We start from the raw sequence: 18,489 nt of genomic DNA, 5'->3' as shown, positions 1-18,489 counted from the left end.
AAGGAGTTCAACGGGCTTGAATGGTGCGGCAGTTGAGGTGGAGGGGGAAGTGACCGGGCGAGCTGGGGCCAACGTCACATTCCGGACGCCCCTGCCGGCGGCGGTCATCGCGTACCCTGGACGGGCGAAGGGGAGTAGCTCTACGCCGGACCGTCGACATACTGCTGGGTCACACCAGCCGGCGCCCGGAGGCAGGACGCGTCAGCGGACTGCCAGCGAGACCTTCGGCCGCAGTGTCCTGGAGCCGCGCATACCGCGTGGCAACGTACCGGGACGCCGCCGAGCCGAAGCGACCCCCTGATCTCCCAGGTCTCTCGGTACCGACGGCGTCCTGCCCGACCGATTGAGGTTCAGCTCCGTGTTCAGCTTCACCGTCATGGCGATCGCCTTCGGCGTCGTCTTCCTCGCCGAACTCCCCGACAAGACGGCCCTGGCCGGACTGATGCTCGGCACCCGGTACCGCGCGTCCTACGTCTTCGTGGGCGTCGCCGCCGCCTTCGCCCTGCACGTCGGGCTCGCCATCGCGGCGGGAAGCGTGCTCACGCTGCTTCCGCACCGGCTGGTACAGGCCGTCGTGGGCGTGCTCTTCCTCGCGGGGGCGGCCGTGCTGCTGCTCAGGAAGAGCGATGACGAGGAGGAGGTCAAGCCGCCCGCCGACCAGTCCTTCTGGAAGGTGTCGGGGGCGGGTTTCATGCTGATCCTGGTCGCGGAGTTCGGTGACCTGACCCAGATCATGACGGCCAACCTCGCCGCCCGGTACGACAACCCCGTCTCGGTCGGCGTCGGCGCGGTGCTGGCCCTGTGGGCGGTCGCCGGCATCGGCATCCTGGGCGGGCGCACGCTGATGAAGTACGTGCCGCTGCGGCTGATCACCAAGGTCGCGGCCGCGGTGATGGCGGCGCTGGCCGGGTTCTCGCTGTACGAGGCGATCGCGGGCTGAGGTCCGCGGGCTGAGAGGTCCGCGGGCTGAGGGGTCCGTGGGCCGAGGTCCGTGGGCCGAGGTCCGTCCCTGCGGGGGTGCGGGCCGGGCGCGGGGTGCGGGTCGCCGGGCGCTGCGCGTGCTGCGCGGGTGCCTCGGGCGGCGGCCCGCGGCCCCGCCCCGGGTAAAAGCGGGGAGTGCCCCGCTGCCCGGGCCGGGTAGTAGGGGGAGCGCCTCCGCAGCCCCGCCCCGGGCGGGCATCCGGGTCGCGCCAGGGCCTCAACGCCGGACGCGCGGAACGCGCGGTCGGGGGGCTCACAGCGGGGCCGGACCGGTCCGGTGCCTTGCGGGGGCCCTGGAGGCATGCGCCGGGGCGCGGTAAGAGCCGCCTTCGCCTGCCCGACATCGGCCCCGGCGACTGCTCGTCTGCCGACCGGTCCGGCTGGGGCGGTGGCGTCCTGCCGGGCTCTGCTGCCGCCCGCGCGTGGATACGTAGCGGGGTAGGGGTCACCGGCCCACCGGGTGCAGCTCCGGGCGTAGGCCGGGTCGCATCCTCGACCGGCCGGGTCGATCAGGCGGTGGTGAGGGTAAGGGTGAGGGTGCCGTTCGGGGTGGCGGCGACACGCACCGACGTCAGGTCGGGGACGTGGACGGTCGGGGCATGGGCGGCGGCGCGGGGGCCGATGCCGACCACGCGCATGCCGGCCGCCCGACCAGCGGCGATACCGGCTGCCGAATCCTCGAACACGATGCAGTCGGCCGGGTCCACGCCCAGCTCGGCGGCGCCCTTGAGGAACCCCTCGGGGTCGGGCTTGCTGGCGCCGACCGACTCGGCGGTCACCCGGATGCGCGGCATCGGCAGTGCGGCCGCCGCCATCCGGGTCCGGGCCAGAGCGGCGTCGGCGGAGGTGACCAGGGCGTGCGGCAGGTCGGCGATCGCCGCCATGAACTCCGGGGCGCCGGCGATCGGCACCACGCCGTCGGTGTCGGCCGTCTCGCGGGCGAGCATCTCGGCGTTCTCGGCGTGGTTGAGCTCCATCGGCCGTCCGGGCAGCAGGATCGCCATCGTGGCGTAGCCCTGGCGGCCGTGCACGACCTTGAGCGCCTCCTGCGGGTCGAGCCCGTGGGCCACTGCCCAGTCCCGCCAGCACCGTTCGACCACCGCGTCGGAGTTGACGAGCGTGCCGTCCATGTCCAAGAGCACGGCCTTGGCGGAGAGGACGACGGTGGTACTGGCGACGTTGCTGATGGTGCTGGCCGACATCGGCGGGGCTCCAGACAGGGGACAAAAGAGAACAAGTGGTTCCGTCCACCGGTCAGGGAATGAGGACGGAACCACTTTGTTCCTGCACTATACAAAATCTGGCGCCGTTCGCGCCACCGCCTGTCAGTCCGGGGATGCATGATCGGCGCGACGGTCCTCGACGCACGAGGGGAAGGCGCCATGCCGATCACGAATGAGCAGGTCACGGAGTACGGCTTTCTGCGGCAGCTGTACGCCGACTCGTACTTTCCGGATCACGTCCTCGACAAGGGCAGCGCGATCCTCGTGCGCCTGTGTGAGCGGGTGGAAGCGGAGCGGCCGGCGGACCTGGCGGCGCTGTACGCGCTCACCCACGCGGCGACGGACGCGTTCAATCTGCTGGAAGCCGACTTCGAGGCGGCCGGGAGCGGGATCGAGACCGTCGCGCGGGAAGCCATCGCCGAGGACTTCGCCTTCGTGGCCGCGGCCTACGGGTTCACGGGCGCGGACGTCGAGGAACTCATCGCCACGCGGGAGTGGTGAACCGGGAGTGGTGAACCGGGAGTGGTGAGCCGGGCCGCCCAGCTCGACGCCGCCGGGCCACACGGCTGGTCCGTCCCGTCCGGATCGTGCCTGGCCCGGCGCCGCCCGGCACCGCACCTCGCCGCGTCGGCGGGGCACCAAGTAAGTCCAGTACGCAGGCGCCCCACCGCCGCACCGATGCTCGGCACCGGACGACGCGCGCCCGGGCCGGTCAAGACGGAAGAGACGACCTAGCCCTCCAGGGCCTTGCGGGTCGCGGGGCCGTAGACGCCCCAGGGGTCCGCGGTGATGTTGTTGTACCACTGGAACTCCGACACCGCGTCCTCCGTGGACTTCCCGAACCTGCCGTCGAACCGGCCGCGGTACAGGCCCTGCCCGGACAGCAACTGCTGCAGCTTCTTCACCTCCGGGCCCGAGTCGCCGTAGCGCAGGGTCGGCCCCTGCGCGGCGGCCGGAGGCGGTGGCGGGGCGGCGGAGGTACGGCTCGGGGTGGGGGAAGGGGTGCGGGACGGCGGCGCCGATGAGCGGGACGCGCTCGGTGAGGCGGAGGGCGACGGCGAACGGGACGCGCTCGACGACGGCGAAGCCGAGGCGGACGCCGAAGCCGACGGGCCGGCCGAAGCGCTGGACGAGCCCTGCGACGGAACACCCGGGGTCATGCCCACCACCGGCGCGGACGGCTTCGCGTCGAGCAGCGCCGTACCCCCCGACCCCGAACCGCCAAACACCCCGAGGGCCGCAGCCACACCGCCGACGGCGACGAGGGCGGCGGCGCCGGCCAGCAGCAGGGGGAGCGGGAGCTTGCGCCGCTTCTCGGGCCCCCCGCCCCCGCCCCCACCCTCCCCTCCCGCTGTGACGTTCGTGGTTCCCGGTACCCGGGGGACCGCACGGAGCGGGACCGTGTGGTCGGGCCAGGGCTGCGGCGGTACGGGGGTCCCGTACGCCGGGCTGTCCTGGCGGGGGGCTACGGGGGTCCCGTACGCCGGGGTGTCCTGGCGGGGGGCTACGGGGGTCCCGTACGCCGGGGTGTCCTGGTGGGGCGCTGCGGGGGTCCCGTGTGCCGGGCTGTCCTGGCGCGGCGGGACCGTGGGCAGCAGCTCCGTCGCGTCGGCGTCTGCGTCGGCGTCGGCGGGCACACCGGGCCGGGCCACCGCGCCCAGGACCGGCTGCGGGGACGGTCCGGTGTCACCCGCCTGGCCGGTTTCGGACAGATTGACGTACGGACGTATGCGCAGGGGGTCGAAACCCGCCGCCGCAGCACACCCGCAGCCGGCGCCCGGGGCGTCGCATTCTGGACAGCGCTCAGCGCTCACTGGAAAACCCTCCCTGGGCCGATGCCAGCGATTATGCAGACCCGCCGGGCCGCACCCAACCTCCCGACAGGCCATAACCGGACACACCGCTCAGGATGGAGATGTTGTCCTGCCCGAGGCCCAGACATCTACGGAGGAGCCGATGGCACAGGAAGTGACCACATCGGCGGTGGACCCCGGTCCGCGCTCGGAGCACACCTCCCGGGAGGCGCTCGTCGCCATCGGTGCGCTGCTGCTCGGACTGCTCATAGCGGCACTCGACCAGACCATCGTCTCCACCGCGCTGCCCACGATCGTCAGCGACCTCGGCGGAATGGAGCACCTGTCCTGGGTCGTCACCGCCTACATCCTGGCCTCCACGGCCGCGACACCGCTGTGGGGCAAGCTCGGTGACCAGTACGGACGCAAGAAGCTGTTCCAGGCCGCCATCGTCATCTTCCTCATCGGTTCCGCACTGTGCGGGCTGGCACAGAACATGCCGCAGCTCATCGGCTACCGCGCCTTGCAGGGTCTGGGCGGCGGCGGACTGATCGTGCTGTCCATGGCGATCGTCGGCGACCTCGTCCCGCCCCGCGAACGCGGCAAGTACCAGGGCCTCTTCGGGGCCGTCTTCGGCGCCACCAGCGTCCTCGGCCCGTTGCTGGGCGGCCTGTTCGTGGACCACCTGTCCTGGCGCTGGGTCTTCTACATCAACCTCCCCATCGGTCTCGTCGCACTCCTCGTCATCGCGACCGCCCTCCACATCCCGGGGCGCGCCTCGAAGCACACCATCGACTACCTCGGCACCTTCCTCATCGCCTCCGTCGCCACCTGCCTCGTGCTCGTCGCCTCCCTGGGCGGCACCACCTGGCCCTGGGGGTCGGCGCAGGTCATCAGCCTCGTCGTGCTGGCCGCCGTACTGCTGGTCGCCTTCATCGCCGTCGAACGGCGGGCCGCGGAACCCGTCCTGCCGCTGAGCCTGTTCAAGATCCGCACCTTCACCCTCTGCTCCCTGATCAGCTTCGTCATCGGGTTCGCGATGTTCGGCGCGATGGTCTACCTGCCCACCTTCCTCCAGGTCGTCCGGGGCGTCTCACCGACGATGTCCGGTGTCCACATGCTGCCGATGGTGCTCGGCCTGCTGATCTCCTCCACCGGCTCCGGTCAGATCGTCAGCCGGACCGGCCGCTGGAAGGTCTTCCCGATCGCAGGCACCGCCGTCACCGCCGTCGGGCTGCTGCTCCTGCACCAGTTGCACCGCACCAGTTCCGATCTGGTCATGAGCGCCTACTTCTTCGTCTTCGGCGCGGGTCTCGGCCTGGTCATGCAGGTGCTGGTGCTCGTGGTGCAGAACGCGGTCCGGTACGAGGACCTGGGCGTCGCGACCTCGGGAGCCACCTTCTTCCGTTCCATCGGCGCCTCCTTCGGCGTCGCCATCTTCGGCACGATCTTCAACAACCGTCTCGGCGACAAGCTGTCCGCCACCCTCGCCGGGGTGCCGCTGCCCCCCGGGGTGAGCGTCAACGGCCTGGAGGCCGACCCGCGGGCGGTCGCGATGCTGCCGCCCGCCCTTCGGCCGCCCGTGCTCGACGCCTACGCCTCCTCCATCACCGACGTGTTCCTCTACGCCGTGCCACTGGTCCTCGTCGCCTTCGTCGTCGCCTGGTTCCTCAAGGAGGACAAGCTGCGCGGCTCGGTCACCGCACCCGACGCGAGCGAGACCCTGGCCACCAACCCCGTCCAGCGTTCCTCCCGGGACGAGGTGGCCCGGGCCCTGTCGGTGCTCGGGAGCCGCGAGGGCCGCCGCCACGTCTACGAGAAGATCACCGAGAAGGCCGGCTTCGACCTGCTGCCCGCCGCCAGCTGGATGCTGCTGCGGATCAACAAGTACGGATCGGTGGAGCCGGCGGTGCTGGCGGAACGCACCACCGTGCCGATCAAGACCATCACGGAGGCCGCCCGCCAGGTCGAGGAGCGCGGGCTCGCCGTACGCGACGGGCTGCCGCTGATCCTCACCGACCGGGGCCGCGAGGTCGCGGCCCGGCTGTCCCAGGCCAGGCAGGAGTCCCTCGCCCAGCTGCTGGGTGACTGGTGGGGTCCTGAGCGGCCGACCGACCTGGCCGACCTGCTCAAGGAGCTCAACGAGGAGCTCTGCGGATCCGACTCCGAGGAGCCCTACGACACCTTCTCGCGCCGCGACCACTCCAGCCACTGACCCACGGGGCCGCCGGGGAGCCGTCAGCCGCGCCGCAGTCCGGCCCGGGCCCCGGCGTCGGTCACGCCCGGCCGGGGGCCCGCACCGCGGATATCGGCTTCTCGAACCAGTGCTCCGCATACGGGCCCGCGTTGTAGGCGGGTATCTCCACATACCCCTGCCGCGCGTACAGGCGCCGGGCCTCCACGAGGTCGGACCGCGTGTCCAGGCGGATCCGCTCGGCACCCATGTCCCGGCCCGCGTCCTCAAGAGCCCTGAGCAGGGCCGCCCCGCCTCCGGTGCCGCGGGCGCGCGGGTCGACGTACACCCTCGTGAGCTCGGCGGTGGTCGGGTCGAGGAGGCGTATGCCGCCGCAGGACATCGGCCGGCCGTCGTACCGGCCGACCACGAACCGGCCCGTCGGCGGGGCGAGCCCGTCGGCCGGGTCGTCACGCAGGCCCTCGTCGATCTCGGCCTCGGTGACGGACCTGCGCCAGTACCGGCCGGCGACTTCGGCGTAGTACGCGCGGCGCAGGGCGGTGGCGTCGGCGGTGGTGAACGGTTCGGGGGCGACCTGCCAGCCGGCCGTGGCGGTGATCTGCTCGCCGGCCTGTGCGTCGGTTCGTCCCGTGCTCTGCTGCGTGCTCTGTTCCATGGTCATGGCGTCATTCTGGGGCGGTCGGCGGGCGGCTGCGCTGGAATATCCACAGGGGCGGCCTGATGATGTGAAAAGGGGTAAAACGCTTCGACCGGAATGCCTGCCAGAGTTCGATCAGAGGATGTGGGCGCCATGTCCGAACACCCCGACGCCGCCTTGGTCCGCCGTGGCTACGAGGCCTTCAACAGCGGCGACTTGGAGACGCTCGGCTCCCTCCTGACCGCCGACGTCATCCACCACGTACCCGGCGACAACCAGCTCTCCGGGCACCACAAGGGCCGCCAGGCCGTCCTGGACCTCTACCGCGCCTTCGGCGAGGAGACCGGCGGCACCATGCGGGTCGAGCTGCTGTCGGTGCTCGTGGACGGCCGCGGCCACGCCATGGCCTTCCACAACACCCGGGCCGACCGCGCCGACCGCGGGATCGAGATCCACCAGGGACTCTTCTTCACCATCGTCGGCGGCAAGATCAGCGACATCGACCAGTGCACCCAGGACATCGACGAGGAGAACACCTTCTGGGGCTGACCGGCCGACCCCACCGCCCCCAGCCGACCCGACCCCACCGCCCCGAACCCGGGCGGCCGCCACCCGGCACCCGCCCCGAACCCGGGCGGCCGCCACCCGGCAGCCGCCCCGAACCCGGCGGCCGCCACCCGGCGGCCGCCGACCCCCATCAGCCCTGGGGCTTGGGCGCCGCCTGCTGCACGACCTCGAACGACCACACCGACGAGCCCGACGCCGCCGGCTTCGGCCGCTCACCGCCACCCGCACCCCCGCCACCCTGGTGCGCCGCCTTCATCGGACCCTCCATCCACGCCTGGAAGTCCTCCTCCGAACGCCACCGCGTGTACACGAGGTACTGGTCCGTGCCCTCCACCGGACGCAGCAGCTCGAACCACTCGAACCCGTCCGAACCCTCCACGGCCCCCGCCCGCGAGGCGAAACGCTGCTCCAGCACCTCCCGCTGCTCGGCGGGGACGGTCAGCGCGTTGATCTTCACGATGCTCATGCCCGCCATCCTAGGGATCCCGCGCGGGATATCGTCGTCCCCAGGTAATCAAGTGGTGCATGAAGCGCGGCAGCCAGGCGAAGTCAGGGTTGCGGTCAACAGGGCGGGAGGCCGGCGAGGCGTGGCTAACGCGGCGGAGCACAGGGGTGGACCCGGACATGCCGGGGTCATAGGCGATGGCGGAAGGCTCGGGGCGGCGCGCCTCCTGCTCTGGGCGCTGGCGGCGGTGCTCGCCGTCAGACAGGCCGCCGTCGTACTGCGCGTCCCACCGGGACAGTGGCTCAGCGCCTTCCACCTCCCCGGCAGCCTGCCCGGCTCGCTCTACGACAGCGGTTCCGGCCAGTTCACCGGCACACCCTTCGCCGGGCTGGTCCTCAAGCCGTTCGTCGGGTTCGCCGCGCCCTCCCTGGAGGTGGCGTGGACCTGCGTCACGCTCCTGTTCGTCGCCGCGATCGGGCTGGTGGCCGCCCGGGCGCTGCCGGACCCGGTGCCGCGCCGTACCGCGCTGCTGGCCGCGCCCGTGCTGGTCGCGCTGATGATGGTGTCGCTGCCCGTCCGCGAGGCCGCCTCGCCCGGGCAGACCGCCGTACTGCCGGTCCTGCTGGTGCTGCTCGCCGTCTTCCGGGTGCCCGCCGAGCGGCCGGCCGGGTTCCTCGTCGGCCTCGCCGCCGCGCTGCAGCCCGGGCTGCTGCTCTTCGCGCCGCTGCTGTGGCTGACCGGGCGCCGTGCAGGAGCCAGGGCCGCCGCCGTGACCTTCGCCGGCGCCACCGCGCTGTCCTGGGCGTCGCTGCCGCGCGACTCGTGGACGTACTGGGTGCAGAACGTCGCGGGCACCGGCCTCGGCGGAGCCCCCGACAGCCTCGCCAACCAGTCCCTGCACGGCGCCCTGCTGCGGCTCGGCCTGAGCGGCCCCGGCGAGATCGTCCTCTACGTCCTCCTCGCCGCCGCGGTCGTCTGGACCGGCCTGCGCCGCGCGGCCCGCTACGCCCGCGACGGGCAGCTGCTGCTCGCCGCCGCGATCACCGGCTGCGTGGCCGTGGCCGTTTCCCCGGCGGGCTGGCGCCACCAGCTGCTGTGGGTCCTGCTCGCGGTCGCCGGGAAGGTCGGCAAGCGCGCCGCGGACCGCACCGTGTGGCCGGTGGCCGTGGTTCTGGCCATGACCCTGTCAGCGGACGTGCTGCTGCCGAACCTGGCCGCGCTGGCCCCCGTACGCGACAACGTGCTGCTCCTGACCGCGCTGGCCGCGGCCTGCGCCGTACCGTTCCTGCCCCGGTCGTCCCCCTACTGGCGCGAGCCCGTGCCCACCGCCTACGGGCGGCCCGCCGCCGCCCGCTGGTCACGCGTGCCGCTGATGCCCTTCTGGCGCCGTGTGCTGTCGCGCCCCAACTTGTTGCTGGAGTTGCTGCTGATACGGGTGGGGTACTCGCTCTACTCCCACATCCGGGCCGCCGCACCCACCAGCCGCAGCCTCGCCGAGAGCAACGGTAGGCTCATCCACGGCATGGAGAAGGCGCTCGGCATCGACATCGAGCACGCGGTGAACCACGCGGTGGTCGACGCGCCCCCGGTGAAGGCCTTCTTCAACTTCTACTACACCTCCTTCCACTTCGTGGTCCCGCTGACCATCCTGGCCGTCCTGTACTGGCGCCGCCCCGGCGACTACCGCTGGGCGCGGGCCTCGCTGGGCCTGGCCACCGTCCTCGCGCTCGTCGGCTTCTGGCTGTTCCCGCTCGCACCGCCGCGCCTGATGCCCGACCTCGGGTTCGTCGACACGGTGCACGGGGTGCAGGACCTCGCCCACCCCCAGTACGGGGCCATGACCGCCATCTCCAACCAGTACGCGGCGATGCCCTCACTGCACTTCGGCTGGTCGCTGTGGTGCGGGATCGTCATCATCGTGCTGGCGCCCAGGACCTGGCAGAAGCTGCTGGGGGCGCTGCACCCGCTGATCACGGTGTGCGCGATCGTCGCCACCGCCAACCACTGGGTGCTCGACGCGGTCGGCGGCGCCCTCGTCGTCACCGCCGGGTTCGCACTGGTCTACGTCCTCTCCGGGCCGCGCGGCGCACTCGCGCCGGCCGACGTCGGCCTCACCATGCCGCGCCCGCGCACGCCGGAGCGGGTGGGCAGCGCGAACCCGTCGGGGGAACGCACCCGCGCCTGACCCGCACGCGGGGCACGCGGGGCGCGGGCACGGTCCTCCGCGCGCCTACGGCGGTCCTACGCCCGCCCACACGCCCTCCACGCAGGCCGAAGGGGCGGCGGAGCGCGGCATCGAGCCCGCTCCGGCGCCCCTTCGGTGGATCGCCGCGTCCGTCCAGAATGGGGCCGCGGCACCGCGCCCGCCACCCGGGACGCCCTCGACGTCCTACGGCTTCCCGTCCGCGGGCAGCTGCGCCACCACGAGCGCGATCGCGGCCTCGGCGGTGTCGGTCTCGCCGACGACCTGCTCCGCGCGCGGGCCGCGCACCCGGAACCGGCCGTCGGGCAGCGGTTCGGCCGCTGGCACGTCGACGTTGAACGGCGGGCTCGTACGGGAGCTGAACCACAGGGTCCACTGCTTGGTGAACGGGTACAGCCGGCGCAGCCGCGGTTCGGCGGAGGCCGCCGCCAGCAGCGCCAGAACGCCCTGGCTCAGCGTCTTGGACTCGGCCCGGTCCCGTACCAGCCGCCACGTCAAGGGCATGCGCTGCCAGCGGGCTTCCACCGCGTCGGTGGCCCCGCGTTCCTCCTGAAGGTTCATCCGCGAAGTGTGCTGCCCCGACGCCGCCAGGACAACGGTTTCGCAGGTCACGAACCGATAGACCAGCGGACGGCAGGGGCCGGGGACGTGGGCGGGAGCGGCCGCTGCCGCCCTGGATCACGGGTCAGCCGCGACCGTGGCTGACCCGGAGCTCCTTGATCCCGTTGAGCCAGGCCGCGCGCAGCCGCCGCGGGCCGTCCCCGGCGAGGCGCAGGTCGGGCAGGGAATCGGCGAGAGCGTTGAAGATCAGGTCGATCTCCATCACGGCCAGGGACTTGCCGAGGCAGAAGTGCGGCCCGCCGCCGCCGAACCCGAGGTGGGGGTTGGGGTCGCGGGTGATGTCGAAGACGTCCGGGTCCTCGAACACCTCGGGGTCGTGGTTGGCGGAGGAGTAGAACAGCCCCACCCGGTCGCCCGCCTTGATCTTCTGGCCGCCCAGCTCGGTGTCCTGGGTGGCGGTGCGCTGGAAGGACACCACCGGCGTGGCCCAGCGCACGATCTCCTCCGCCGTCGTCGACGGGCGCCTCTCCTTGTACAGCTCCCACTGCTCGGGGTGGGTGAGGAAGGCGTGCATGCCGTGGCTGATGGCGTTTCGGGTGGTCTCGTTGCCCGCGACCGCCAGCAGCAGCACGAAGAAGCCGAACTCGTCGGAGCCCAGGTTGCCCTGGCCCTCGGCGGCCACCAACTGCGTCACGATGTCGTTGGCCGGGCACTCCTTGCGCGCGGCGGACAGGTTCATGGCATAACCGATGAGCTCCATCGCCGCGTTGGCGCCGACCTCCTCGGTGATCGCGTACTCCGGGTCGTCGTAGGCGATCATCTTGTTCGACCAGTCGAAGATGCGCGAGCGGTCCTCCTGCGGCACGCCGATCAGCTCGGCGATGGCCTGGAGGGGGAGTTCGCAGGCGACCTGGGTGACGAAGTCGAAGCTGCCGTCGGCGGAGGCCGGCAGCGCCTCCTCGACGATCTTCCGCGCCCGGTCGCGCAGCGCCTGCTCCAGGCCGCGGATCGCCCGGGGGGTGAAACCGCGCTGGACGATCTGGCGCACGCGCGTGTGTTCCGGCGGGTCCATGTTCAGCATGATGAGGCGCTGGGCATCAATGGCATCACGCCGGATGTGCTCGTTGAAGCGGATGATCGCCGTGTTGAGGGTCGAGGAGAACAGCTCCGGGTGCGTGGAGACGTACTTGACGTCCGCGTGCCGGGTGACGGCCCAGTACCCCTCGTCGTCGAAGCCGGTCACGCCCCGCCGCTGGGCGCACCACCACACGGGCGCCGTCCGCCGCAGCTGCGCGAACTCCGGGAAGGGGACGCGGGCGTGGAGGAGGTCGGGGTCGGTGGCGTCGAAGCCTTCGGGCAGCGCGGGACACGACATCGGGCGACTCCAAGGTCTGACAACCCATCAGAAGATGGCTCGAAGGTAGTAACGAGTTCTAGAAGTGACAAGGGCCGCGGCACCGGCTGTTGAGTGTGGAATCCGTGTAAGCCGCGTGCAAGACCCTTGCGTGCCGGGCCTCCGGTTCATAAGACTGCGCAGAGAAGTAGAACGCGTACTAGTTCAGGCGGGGCGCCGGGACGGCCCGCCGCGCCGGCACCGTGCAGGAGAGGACGAGCTCATGGCCGCGGAACCCGTCATCGTCGAAGCCGTACGCACCCCCATCGGAAAGCGCGGCGGCTCGCTCGCCAACCTCCACCCCGCCTACCTGCTCGGCGAGACGTACCGCGAACTGCTCTCCCGGACCGCGATCCAGCCCGACTGCGTCGAACAGATCGTCGGCGGCACCGTCACCCACGCCGGCGAGCAGTCGATGAACCCGGCCCGCAACGCCTGGCTGGCCATGGGCCTGCCCTACGAGACCGCCGCCACCACCGTCGACTGCCAGTGCGGCAGCTCACAGCAGGCCAACCACATGGTCGCCAACATGATCTCCGGCGGGGTCATGGACATCGGCATCGCCTGCGGCGTCGAGGCCATGAGCCGCGTCCCGCTCGGCTCGGGCTCCAAGCACGGCCCCGGCAAGCCCTTCCCGGACGAGTGGAACGTCGACCTCCCCAACCAGTTCGAGGCCGCCGAGCGGATCGCCCGCCGCCGGGGGCTGACCCGCGAGGACGTCGACCGGCTCGGCCTGCTGTCCCAGGAGCGGGCCGCGGCCGCCTGGGCCGAGGAACGCTTCAAGCGCGAGACCTTCGCCGTGCAGGTGCCGACCACCGAGGCGGAGCAGGCGGCCGGTCAAGGCATGTGGCGGCTGGTCGACCGGGACGAGGGGCTGCGGGACACCTCCATGGAGGTGCTGGCCCGGCTCAAGCCGGTCATGCCGACCGCCGTGCACACCGCCGGGAACTCCTCGCAGATCTCCGACGGCGCCGCGGCCGTGATGTGGGCCTCACGCAAGATGGCCCGCGCCCTCAAGCTCAAGCCGCGGGCCAGGATCCTCGCCCAGACGCTGGTCGGCGCCGACCCGCACTACCACCTGGACGGGCCGATCGACGCGACGCGGGCCGTCCTCGGCAAGGCAGGGATGTCCCTCAAGGACATCGACCTCGTCGAGATCAACGAGGCGTTCGCCTCGGTCGTCCTCAGCTGGGCGCAGGTCTTCGACCAGGACCTGGAGAAGGTCAACGTCAACGGGGGCGGCATCGCGATCGGCCACCCCGTCGGCGCCACCGGCGCCCGGCTGATCACCACCGCGCTGCACGAGCTGGAACGGCGGGACAAGGAGTTCGCGCTGATCACGATGTGCGCGGGCGGCGCGCTGGCGACCGGGACGATCATCCAGCGGCTGTGAGGGCGGTCGCCGAGGGGCGCACCGCCACCGGACCCATTGGGATGGGGAAAGCCGAAGGCCCCGGTGGCCGGCCTGGGGAGGCCGGCCACCGGGGCCTTCGCACGCACCGCTCAGGTGCGTCGTGCTGCGTCTGCTGCCACTGGTGGCTTAGTACCAGTGGTGCGACTGCCAGAAGTTCCAGGCGCCCACGGGGCTGCCGTAGCGGGAGTTCATGTAGTCCAGGCCCCACTTGATCTGGGTGGCCGGGTTCGTCTTCCAGTCGGCGCCCGCGGAAGCCATCTTCGAGGCCGGCAGGGCCTGGACCAGGCCGTACGCGCCGGAAGAGGCGTTCGTGGCGGTGTGGTTCCAGCCACTCTCACGGGAAACGATCTGGTTGAAGGCCGCGAACTGCGCCGGGTCCTTGATCATCTGGCGCGCGATGGCCTTGGCGTCCATCGGGGCCGCCTGGGCGGGAACCGTGGCGAGCATGGAGCCGGCGACGCCCAGGGCGAGGACGGAGCCCGCGAGGGCCTTCTTGGAGGCGGCGATGCGGCGGATGACGGCGTTGGACACGGAGGAAACCTTCCGAAGGGGACAAGGGCGGTCGCTGCATGCCGGAGGCATGCGTGAGCCACTCACGCAAAGGAGAGGGGTTCGTCGGGCGGGGGGAGATGACCCCTGCCGCCGTGGCGACATCACCAGTTAGCCAGGTCTGGGCGGCCCTGGCAACGACCCCTGTTACTAGGCACTTTCATAGCGGGTGGCCTCGGGCCCCGGTGGGCGACCGGAGGGGTCCGTGCAGGTCAGGGGAGGTTTTGCAGGGGTGGGAAGGGGGCCTGGAGGGCTACTAAAGAGCGCCGTATGTGACGTGGGTCCTGTGGGCCGCCTCACCCTGGAAGGGCCCGAATCTCACGCTGCGTGACGGGACGTGCAACGAAATAGGGTGTGGTCGCGGCCACTTTCAACGCATATCGAAGCAAATCGGGACATCGAACGCCGCTTTCCGCGTCGCCCGGCGGAGCGCCTTCAGCAGGGTCGTGCCGAGCGCGAGGGTCAGTACGACGGTCAGGGCGGCCCGGCCGAGATCCCAGCCGATGGAGGTGGCGAGGCAGTACGCGAGGAAGCGGGCCAGGTTCGCGGGCACCGGATCGCCCGGGTGGAAGGAGATGCCCTGGCCCATGCCCTGGAGCAGCACCCAGCCCTGCAGGTTCATGACCGTGCCGTACGCGAACGACGCGACGAACCCGTACGCGGCGAGCATCCACAGCTCGGCCCGCCCCCGGATCCGCGCGGGCCCCGGCAGCAGCCCGGCGCCCAGCGCGAACCAGCCCAGCGCCAGCATCTGGAACGGCATCCACGGCCCCACACCGCCCGTGAGCAGGGCGGACGCGAACATCGTCACGGAACCGAGGACGAAACCGAAACCGGGCCCCAGGACGCGGCCACTGAGCACCATCAGGAAGAACATGGGCTCCAGGCCGGCCGTACCGGCGCCCAGCGGCCGCAGGGCCGCGCCGACCGCGGCCAGCACGCCCAGCATGGCGACGGCCTTGGAGTCCATCCCCTGGTCGGCGATGGTGGCGACGACCACCGCCACGAGCAGCGGCAGCAGCGCCGCGAAGAGCCAGGGGGCGTCCTGGGAGTGGGAGAGGCCGGAGCGGCCGTCGGCGAGCAGGGGCCAGCCGAAGGCGGCGATGCCGATGAGGGTGACGAGGGTCAGCGCGGCGGCGGCGCGCGGGCCGAGCGGGAGGGGGCGGGGGTGGGGGCGGGCGGTCATGAGGGGCGGCCCTCCGGGTCCGGGTCCGGGGAGGCCGGCGCCGCGGGCTCCGGCTGCGGGGACAGGGCCGCGGCGACTTGGGACACCGTGAGCCAGTGGCCCGGCGCCAGGACCTTGGCCACCTGCGGGGCGAAGGCGGGGGACGAGACGACCACATCGGCGGTCGGGCCGTCCGCGACGACCTCCCCGCCCGCCAGGATCACCACGCGGTGGGCCAGCTCGGCGGCCAGCTCCACGTCATGGGTGGCCAGGATGATGGCGCGGCCGTCGGCGGCCAGGGCGCGCAGGATCCCGACCAGGCGGGCCTTGGCGGCGTAATCGAGGCCGCGGGTGGGCTCGTCGAGCAGCAGCAGGGCCGGTTCGCCGGTCAGGACCAGGGCGAGGGCCAGGACCAGGCGCTGCCCCTCGGACAGGTCCCGGGGGTGGGTGTCGTCGGGGACGCCGGGGAGGAGGGAGGTGACGAGGGCGCGGCAGGTGCCGGGGGCGGCGCCCGCGTCCGAGTCGGCGGCGGCGCACTCGGCGGCGACGGTGTCGGCGTACAGCAGGTCGCGGGGGTCCTGCGGGACGAGCGCGACGCGGCGGATCATCTGCGGGGGCGGCGTGCGGTGGGGGGTGAGGCCGCCGACGAGCACCTCGCCGGTGGTGGGGGCGAGGGTGCCGGCCAGGGTGGCGAGGAGGGTGGACTTGCCCGCGCCGTTGCGGCCCATGAGGGCGATGGTCTCGCCGGGGGAGACGGTGAGGGTGATGTCGTGGAGGACCTCGGCGCGGGCGCGGCGGAGGGTGAGGCGGGTGACACGGGCCGGTGGCTCCGCGGGGTCCCTGGCCGGGTTCGTGGCGGGGTTCGTGGCGGGGGCCGGTGTGCGGCGCAGGCGGGCCCAGAGGGTGCGCGGCGCCGCCCGGCGGCCGGTCCCGGCTGCGCCGGGCCGTGCGGGGCTCCGCCCCGCGCCCCGCGCCTCGAACGCCGGCGGGGCTGGATGTGGCGGGGCTGGATGTGGCAGGGCTGGATTCGCCGGGGCCGGGGGTGCCGAAGCGGTCGGCGGGGCCGGGTTCGGCGGGGCTGGATGTGGCGGGGCCGGGTTCGGCGGGGCCGGGGCCGGTGGGGCCGGGGCCGGTGGGGCCGGGGGTGCCGAAGCGGTCGGCGGGGCTGGGTTCGGCGGGGCTGGATGTGGCGGGGCCGGGTTCGGCGGGGCCGGGGCCGGTGGGGCCGGGGGTGCCGAAGCGGTCGGCGGGGCCGGGTTCGGCGGGGCTGGATGTGGCAGGGCTGGATTCGGCGGGGCCGGGGGTGCCGAAGCCGTCGGCGGGGTTGTAATCGGCCCGGGGGGTGTCAGGCGGGGGAGGAGGGAAGGGGAGAGGCGGCGGGCGTCGCGGACGGAGAGGGGGAGGGGGGACCAGCCGGCCAGGCGGCCGAGGGAGACGACCGGGGGGTGGACCGGCGAGACCGCCATGATCTCGGCCGGGCTGCCCAGGACCGGGGCGGCGCCCGCGGCGGCGAGCAGCAGCACGCGGTCGGCGTACTGCACCACCCGCTCCAGGCGGTGCTCCGCCATCAGCACCGTCGTGCCGAGGTCGTGCACCAGCCGCTGGAGCACCGCCAGCACCTCCTCCGCCGCCGCCGGGTCCAGCGCGGACGTCGGTTCGTCCAGCACCAGCACGCGCGGGTGCGGGGTCAGCACCGACCCGATCGCGACCCGCTGCCGCTGACCGCCCGACAGGGTGGCCAGCGGCCGGTCCCGCAGCTCGTTCAGGCCCAGCAGGTCCAGCGTCTCCTCCACCCGGCGCCGCATCACCGCAGGCGGCAGCCCCAGGGACTCCATCCCGTAGGCCAGCTCGTCCTCCACCACGTCCGTCACGAAGTGGGCCGACGGGTCCTGCCCGACCGTGCCCACCACGTCCGCGAGTTCCCGCGGCCGGTGCGTGCGCGTGTCCCGGCCCGCGACGGTGACCCGCCCCCGCAGCCGGCCGCCCGTGAAGTGCGGGACCAGCCCGGAGACGGCCCCCAGCAGTGTCGACTTGCCGACTCCCGACGGGCCGACCAGCAACGTCAGCTCGCCCTCCGGCACGGTGAAGTCCGCGTCGCGGAGCACGGGGGCGCGGGCGCCCTCGTAGGTCACCGAGACCTGCTCGAACCGGATCACAGCGATGACGCCTCCTTCGGCGGTACGGGTGCCACGAGGGCGGGGAGCAGGCCGATGAGGATCGCCGCCGCGGGCCACAGCGGCAGCGCCGGCGCGACCAGCGGCACCACCCCCGGGCGCAGGCCCTGCGGATCCGTCGCCGCGGCGTAGGCGAGCAGCGCCGCCACGGCCGCGCCCGACCCGGCGACCAGCCAGGCCCGGCCGCCCCACCGGTCGGGCCGGTACCGGGTGCGGACGCTGCGCCGGCCGCCCAGCCGCAGCCCCGCCAGGGCCAGGGCGAGGCCCAGGAAGAGGACGGGCAGGCCGAACACGGCACCCTGCGCCGCGAGCAGCCCGTACGTTCCGGCGCACATCCCGAGGAGCCCGCCGAGGGTGAGCGCGTTGGTGGTGCGGCGCACGGCGGGCGGGACCTGCGCGGTACGGCCGTACCCGCGCGCGTCCATGGAGGCGGCCACCGCCACCGAGCGCTCCAGGGCGCCCTCCAGTACCGGCAGGCCGATCTGCAGGACGGCCTTCACCCCGCCCGTGGGGCGCCCGCGCAGCCGCCGGGCGGTGCGCAGGCGCGCCACGTCGGCCACCATGTTCGGCGCGAAGGTCATCGCGACGACCACGGCCACGCCCGCCTCGTACAGGGCGGCGGGCAGCGACTTGAGGAGCCGGGCCGGGTTCGCGAGCGCGTTCGCGGCGCCGACGCACACCAGGAGGGTGGCGAGCTTCGCGCCGTCGTAGAAGGCGAACACCAGTTGTTCGGCGCTGACGCGGCCGCCGAGGCGGATGCCCTGCGCCCATGCGGGCAGGGCGACTTCGGGAAGGGTCACCAGGGTGTGCGCGCCGGGAACGGGCGAGCCGAGGAGGGTGGAGAAGGCGAGGCGCAGGCCGATGACGAAGAGACCGAGCCGCAGGAACGCGCCGTAGGAACGCGCCCACGGCGCGGCGGTGCGGCGGGCGGCGACGACGTAACCGGCGACGGCGACGATCAGCCCGAGCAGGAGCGGGTTGGTGGTGCGCGAGGCGGCGGTGGCGAGCCCGAGCGCCCACACCCACCAGGCCCCCGCGTGCAGGGCGTTGCCGCGCCGCGCCTCGGGAGCCCCGCGCGAGCCCCTTTTTTCGTACGTCGGCACGCGCGCCCCCTCACCGGCCCCGCCGGGACCGTCCCCGGCCGGGGCCCGGTGGCCTGCTGCGGCTCCGTGCGTGGTGTCCGTGCGCGG

Annotated in this window: 16 protein-coding genes; 6 read left to right on the top strand and 10 right to left on the bottom strand. The window is 73.0% G+C overall.

All coding sequences use genetic code 11. The annotated features are described in order from the left end of the window. The first annotated feature begins 358 nt into the window (after positions 1-358). Positions 359-940 carry a TMEM165/GDT1 family protein gene (locus ACIA6C_RS02535; protein WP_361136452.1) on the top strand — a complete coding sequence of 194 codons (582 nt, stop codon included), beginning with the start codon at positions 359-361 and terminating at the stop codon, positions 938-940. 550 nt (positions 941-1,490) lie between these two features. On the opposite strand, the gene ACIA6C_RS02530 is transcribed toward ACIA6C_RS02535, so the two are convergent. Beyond that, entirely contained in the window at positions 1,491-2,183 is a 693-nt protein-coding gene (locus ACIA6C_RS02530) for an HAD-IA family hydrolase (RefSeq protein ID WP_399272378.1), read from the bottom strand. Between the two features lie 180 nt (positions 2,184-2,363). On the opposite strand from ACIA6C_RS02530, the gene ACIA6C_RS02525 reads away from it, so the two are divergent. Next, positions 2,364-2,705 carry a DUF5713 family protein gene (locus ACIA6C_RS02525; RefSeq protein WP_399272376.1) on the top strand — a complete coding sequence of 114 codons (342 nt, stop codon included), beginning with the start codon at positions 2,364-2,366 and terminating at the stop codon, positions 2,703-2,705. 230 nt (positions 2,706-2,935) lie between these two features. Here ACIA6C_RS02525 and ACIA6C_RS02520 read toward each other — a convergent pair whose 3' ends face one another. Further along, positions 2,936-4,018 (bottom strand): peptidoglycan-binding protein, encoded by a 1,083-nt coding sequence (locus tag ACIA6C_RS02520; RefSeq protein WP_399272374.1) that lies wholly within the window; start codon positions 4,016-4,018, stop codon positions 2,936-2,938. Between the two features lie 142 nt (positions 4,019-4,160). Here ACIA6C_RS02520 and ACIA6C_RS02515 point away from each other — a divergent pair, with 142 nt between their 5' ends. After that, positions 4,161-6,212, top strand: coding sequence for an MFS transporter (locus tag ACIA6C_RS02515; RefSeq protein WP_399272372.1), 2,052 nt, complete (start codon positions 4,161-4,163; stop codon positions 6,210-6,212). A 61-nt stretch (positions 6,213-6,273) separates the two neighbouring features. Here ACIA6C_RS02515 and ACIA6C_RS02510 read toward each other — a convergent pair whose 3' ends face one another. Next, positions 6,274-6,852, bottom strand: coding sequence for a GNAT family N-acetyltransferase (locus ACIA6C_RS02510; protein ID WP_399272370.1), 579 nt, complete (start codon positions 6,850-6,852; stop codon positions 6,274-6,276). A gap of 129 nt (positions 6,853-6,981) precedes the next feature. Between ACIA6C_RS02510 and ACIA6C_RS02505 the strand changes: the two genes are divergently transcribed. Beyond that, the gene (locus ACIA6C_RS02505; protein ID WP_361136441.1) at positions 6,982-7,377 is read left to right on the top strand and encodes a nuclear transport factor 2 family protein; all 396 of its coding nucleotides are present in this window, start codon (positions 6,982-6,984) and stop codon (positions 7,375-7,377) included. A gap of 148 nt (positions 7,378-7,525) precedes the next feature. Here ACIA6C_RS02505 and ACIA6C_RS02500 read toward each other — a convergent pair whose 3' ends face one another. Then, entirely contained in the window at positions 7,526-7,861 is a 336-nt protein-coding gene (locus ACIA6C_RS02500) for an antibiotic biosynthesis monooxygenase (protein WP_329194907.1), read from the bottom strand. A 121-nt stretch (positions 7,862-7,982) separates the two neighbouring features. Between ACIA6C_RS02500 and ACIA6C_RS02495 the strand changes: the two genes are divergently transcribed. After that, positions 7,983-10,025: a bifunctional glycosyltransferase 87/phosphatase PAP2 family protein gene (locus ACIA6C_RS02495; protein ID WP_399272366.1), complete on the top strand. Its 2,043-nt coding sequence runs from the start codon at positions 7,983-7,985 to the stop codon at positions 10,023-10,025. Positions 10,026-10,229: 204 nt separating this feature from the next. Here ACIA6C_RS02495 and ACIA6C_RS02490 read toward each other — a convergent pair whose 3' ends face one another. Together ACIA6C_RS02490 and ACIA6C_RS02485 are read right to left on the bottom strand one after the other, a co-directional pair. After that, positions 10,230-10,604 (bottom strand): DUF6193 family natural product biosynthesis protein, encoded by a 375-nt coding sequence (locus tag ACIA6C_RS02490; protein ID WP_361136436.1) that lies wholly within the window; start codon positions 10,602-10,604, stop codon positions 10,230-10,232. 124 nt (positions 10,605-10,728) lie between these two features. Further along, entirely contained in the window at positions 10,729-11,979 is a 1,251-nt protein-coding gene (locus tag ACIA6C_RS02485) for a cytochrome P450 (RefSeq protein WP_366083041.1), read from the bottom strand. A 241-nt stretch (positions 11,980-12,220) separates the two neighbouring features. On the opposite strand from ACIA6C_RS02485, the gene ACIA6C_RS02480 reads away from it, so the two are divergent. Beyond that, complete coding sequence (locus tag ACIA6C_RS02480; protein WP_399272362.1) at positions 12,221-13,390, top strand: steroid 3-ketoacyl-CoA thiolase; 1,170 nt, start codon at positions 12,221-12,223, stop codon at positions 13,388-13,390. Between the two features lie 147 nt (positions 13,391-13,537). On the opposite strand, the gene ACIA6C_RS02475 is transcribed toward ACIA6C_RS02480, so the two are convergent. The 4 genes from ACIA6C_RS02475 to ACIA6C_RS02460 all read right to left on the bottom strand — a co-directional run bounded on the left by ACIA6C_RS02475 (position 13,538) and on the right by ACIA6C_RS02460 (position 18,402). Beyond that, complete coding sequence (locus ACIA6C_RS02475; RefSeq protein WP_361136430.1) at positions 13,538-13,993, bottom strand: transglycosylase SLT domain-containing protein; 456 nt, start codon at positions 13,991-13,993, stop codon at positions 13,538-13,540. Between the two features lie 337 nt (positions 13,994-14,330). After that, positions 14,331-15,146 carry an ECF transporter S component gene (locus tag ACIA6C_RS02470; protein ID WP_399272359.1) on the bottom strand — a complete coding sequence of 272 codons (816 nt, stop codon included), beginning with the start codon at positions 15,144-15,146 and terminating at the stop codon, positions 14,331-14,333. Next, complete coding sequence (locus tag ACIA6C_RS02465; protein ID WP_399272357.1) at positions 15,143-17,281, bottom strand: ABC transporter ATP-binding protein; 2,139 nt, start codon at positions 17,279-17,281, stop codon at positions 15,143-15,145. Before ACIA6C_RS02465 ends, ACIA6C_RS02470 begins: the two co-directional genes overlap by 4 nt. Continuing rightward, a complete protein-coding gene (locus ACIA6C_RS02460) occupies positions 17,278-18,402 on the bottom strand; it encodes an energy-coupling factor transporter transmembrane protein EcfT (RefSeq protein ID WP_399272355.1) in 1,125 nt (374 codons plus the stop codon). Before ACIA6C_RS02460 ends, ACIA6C_RS02465 begins: the two co-directional genes overlap by 4 nt. Positions 18,403-18,489: the final 87 nt, after the last annotated feature.

Source organism: Streptomyces sp. NPDC051578 (assembly GCF_044454045.1).
In the GTDB taxonomy this organism is placed as follows: domain Bacteria; phylum Actinomycetota; class Actinomycetes; order Streptomycetales; family Streptomycetaceae; genus Streptomyces.
The sequence above is the reverse complement of the archived record's forward strand: the minus strand, read 5'-3'. Positions and strand labels throughout refer to the sequence as shown.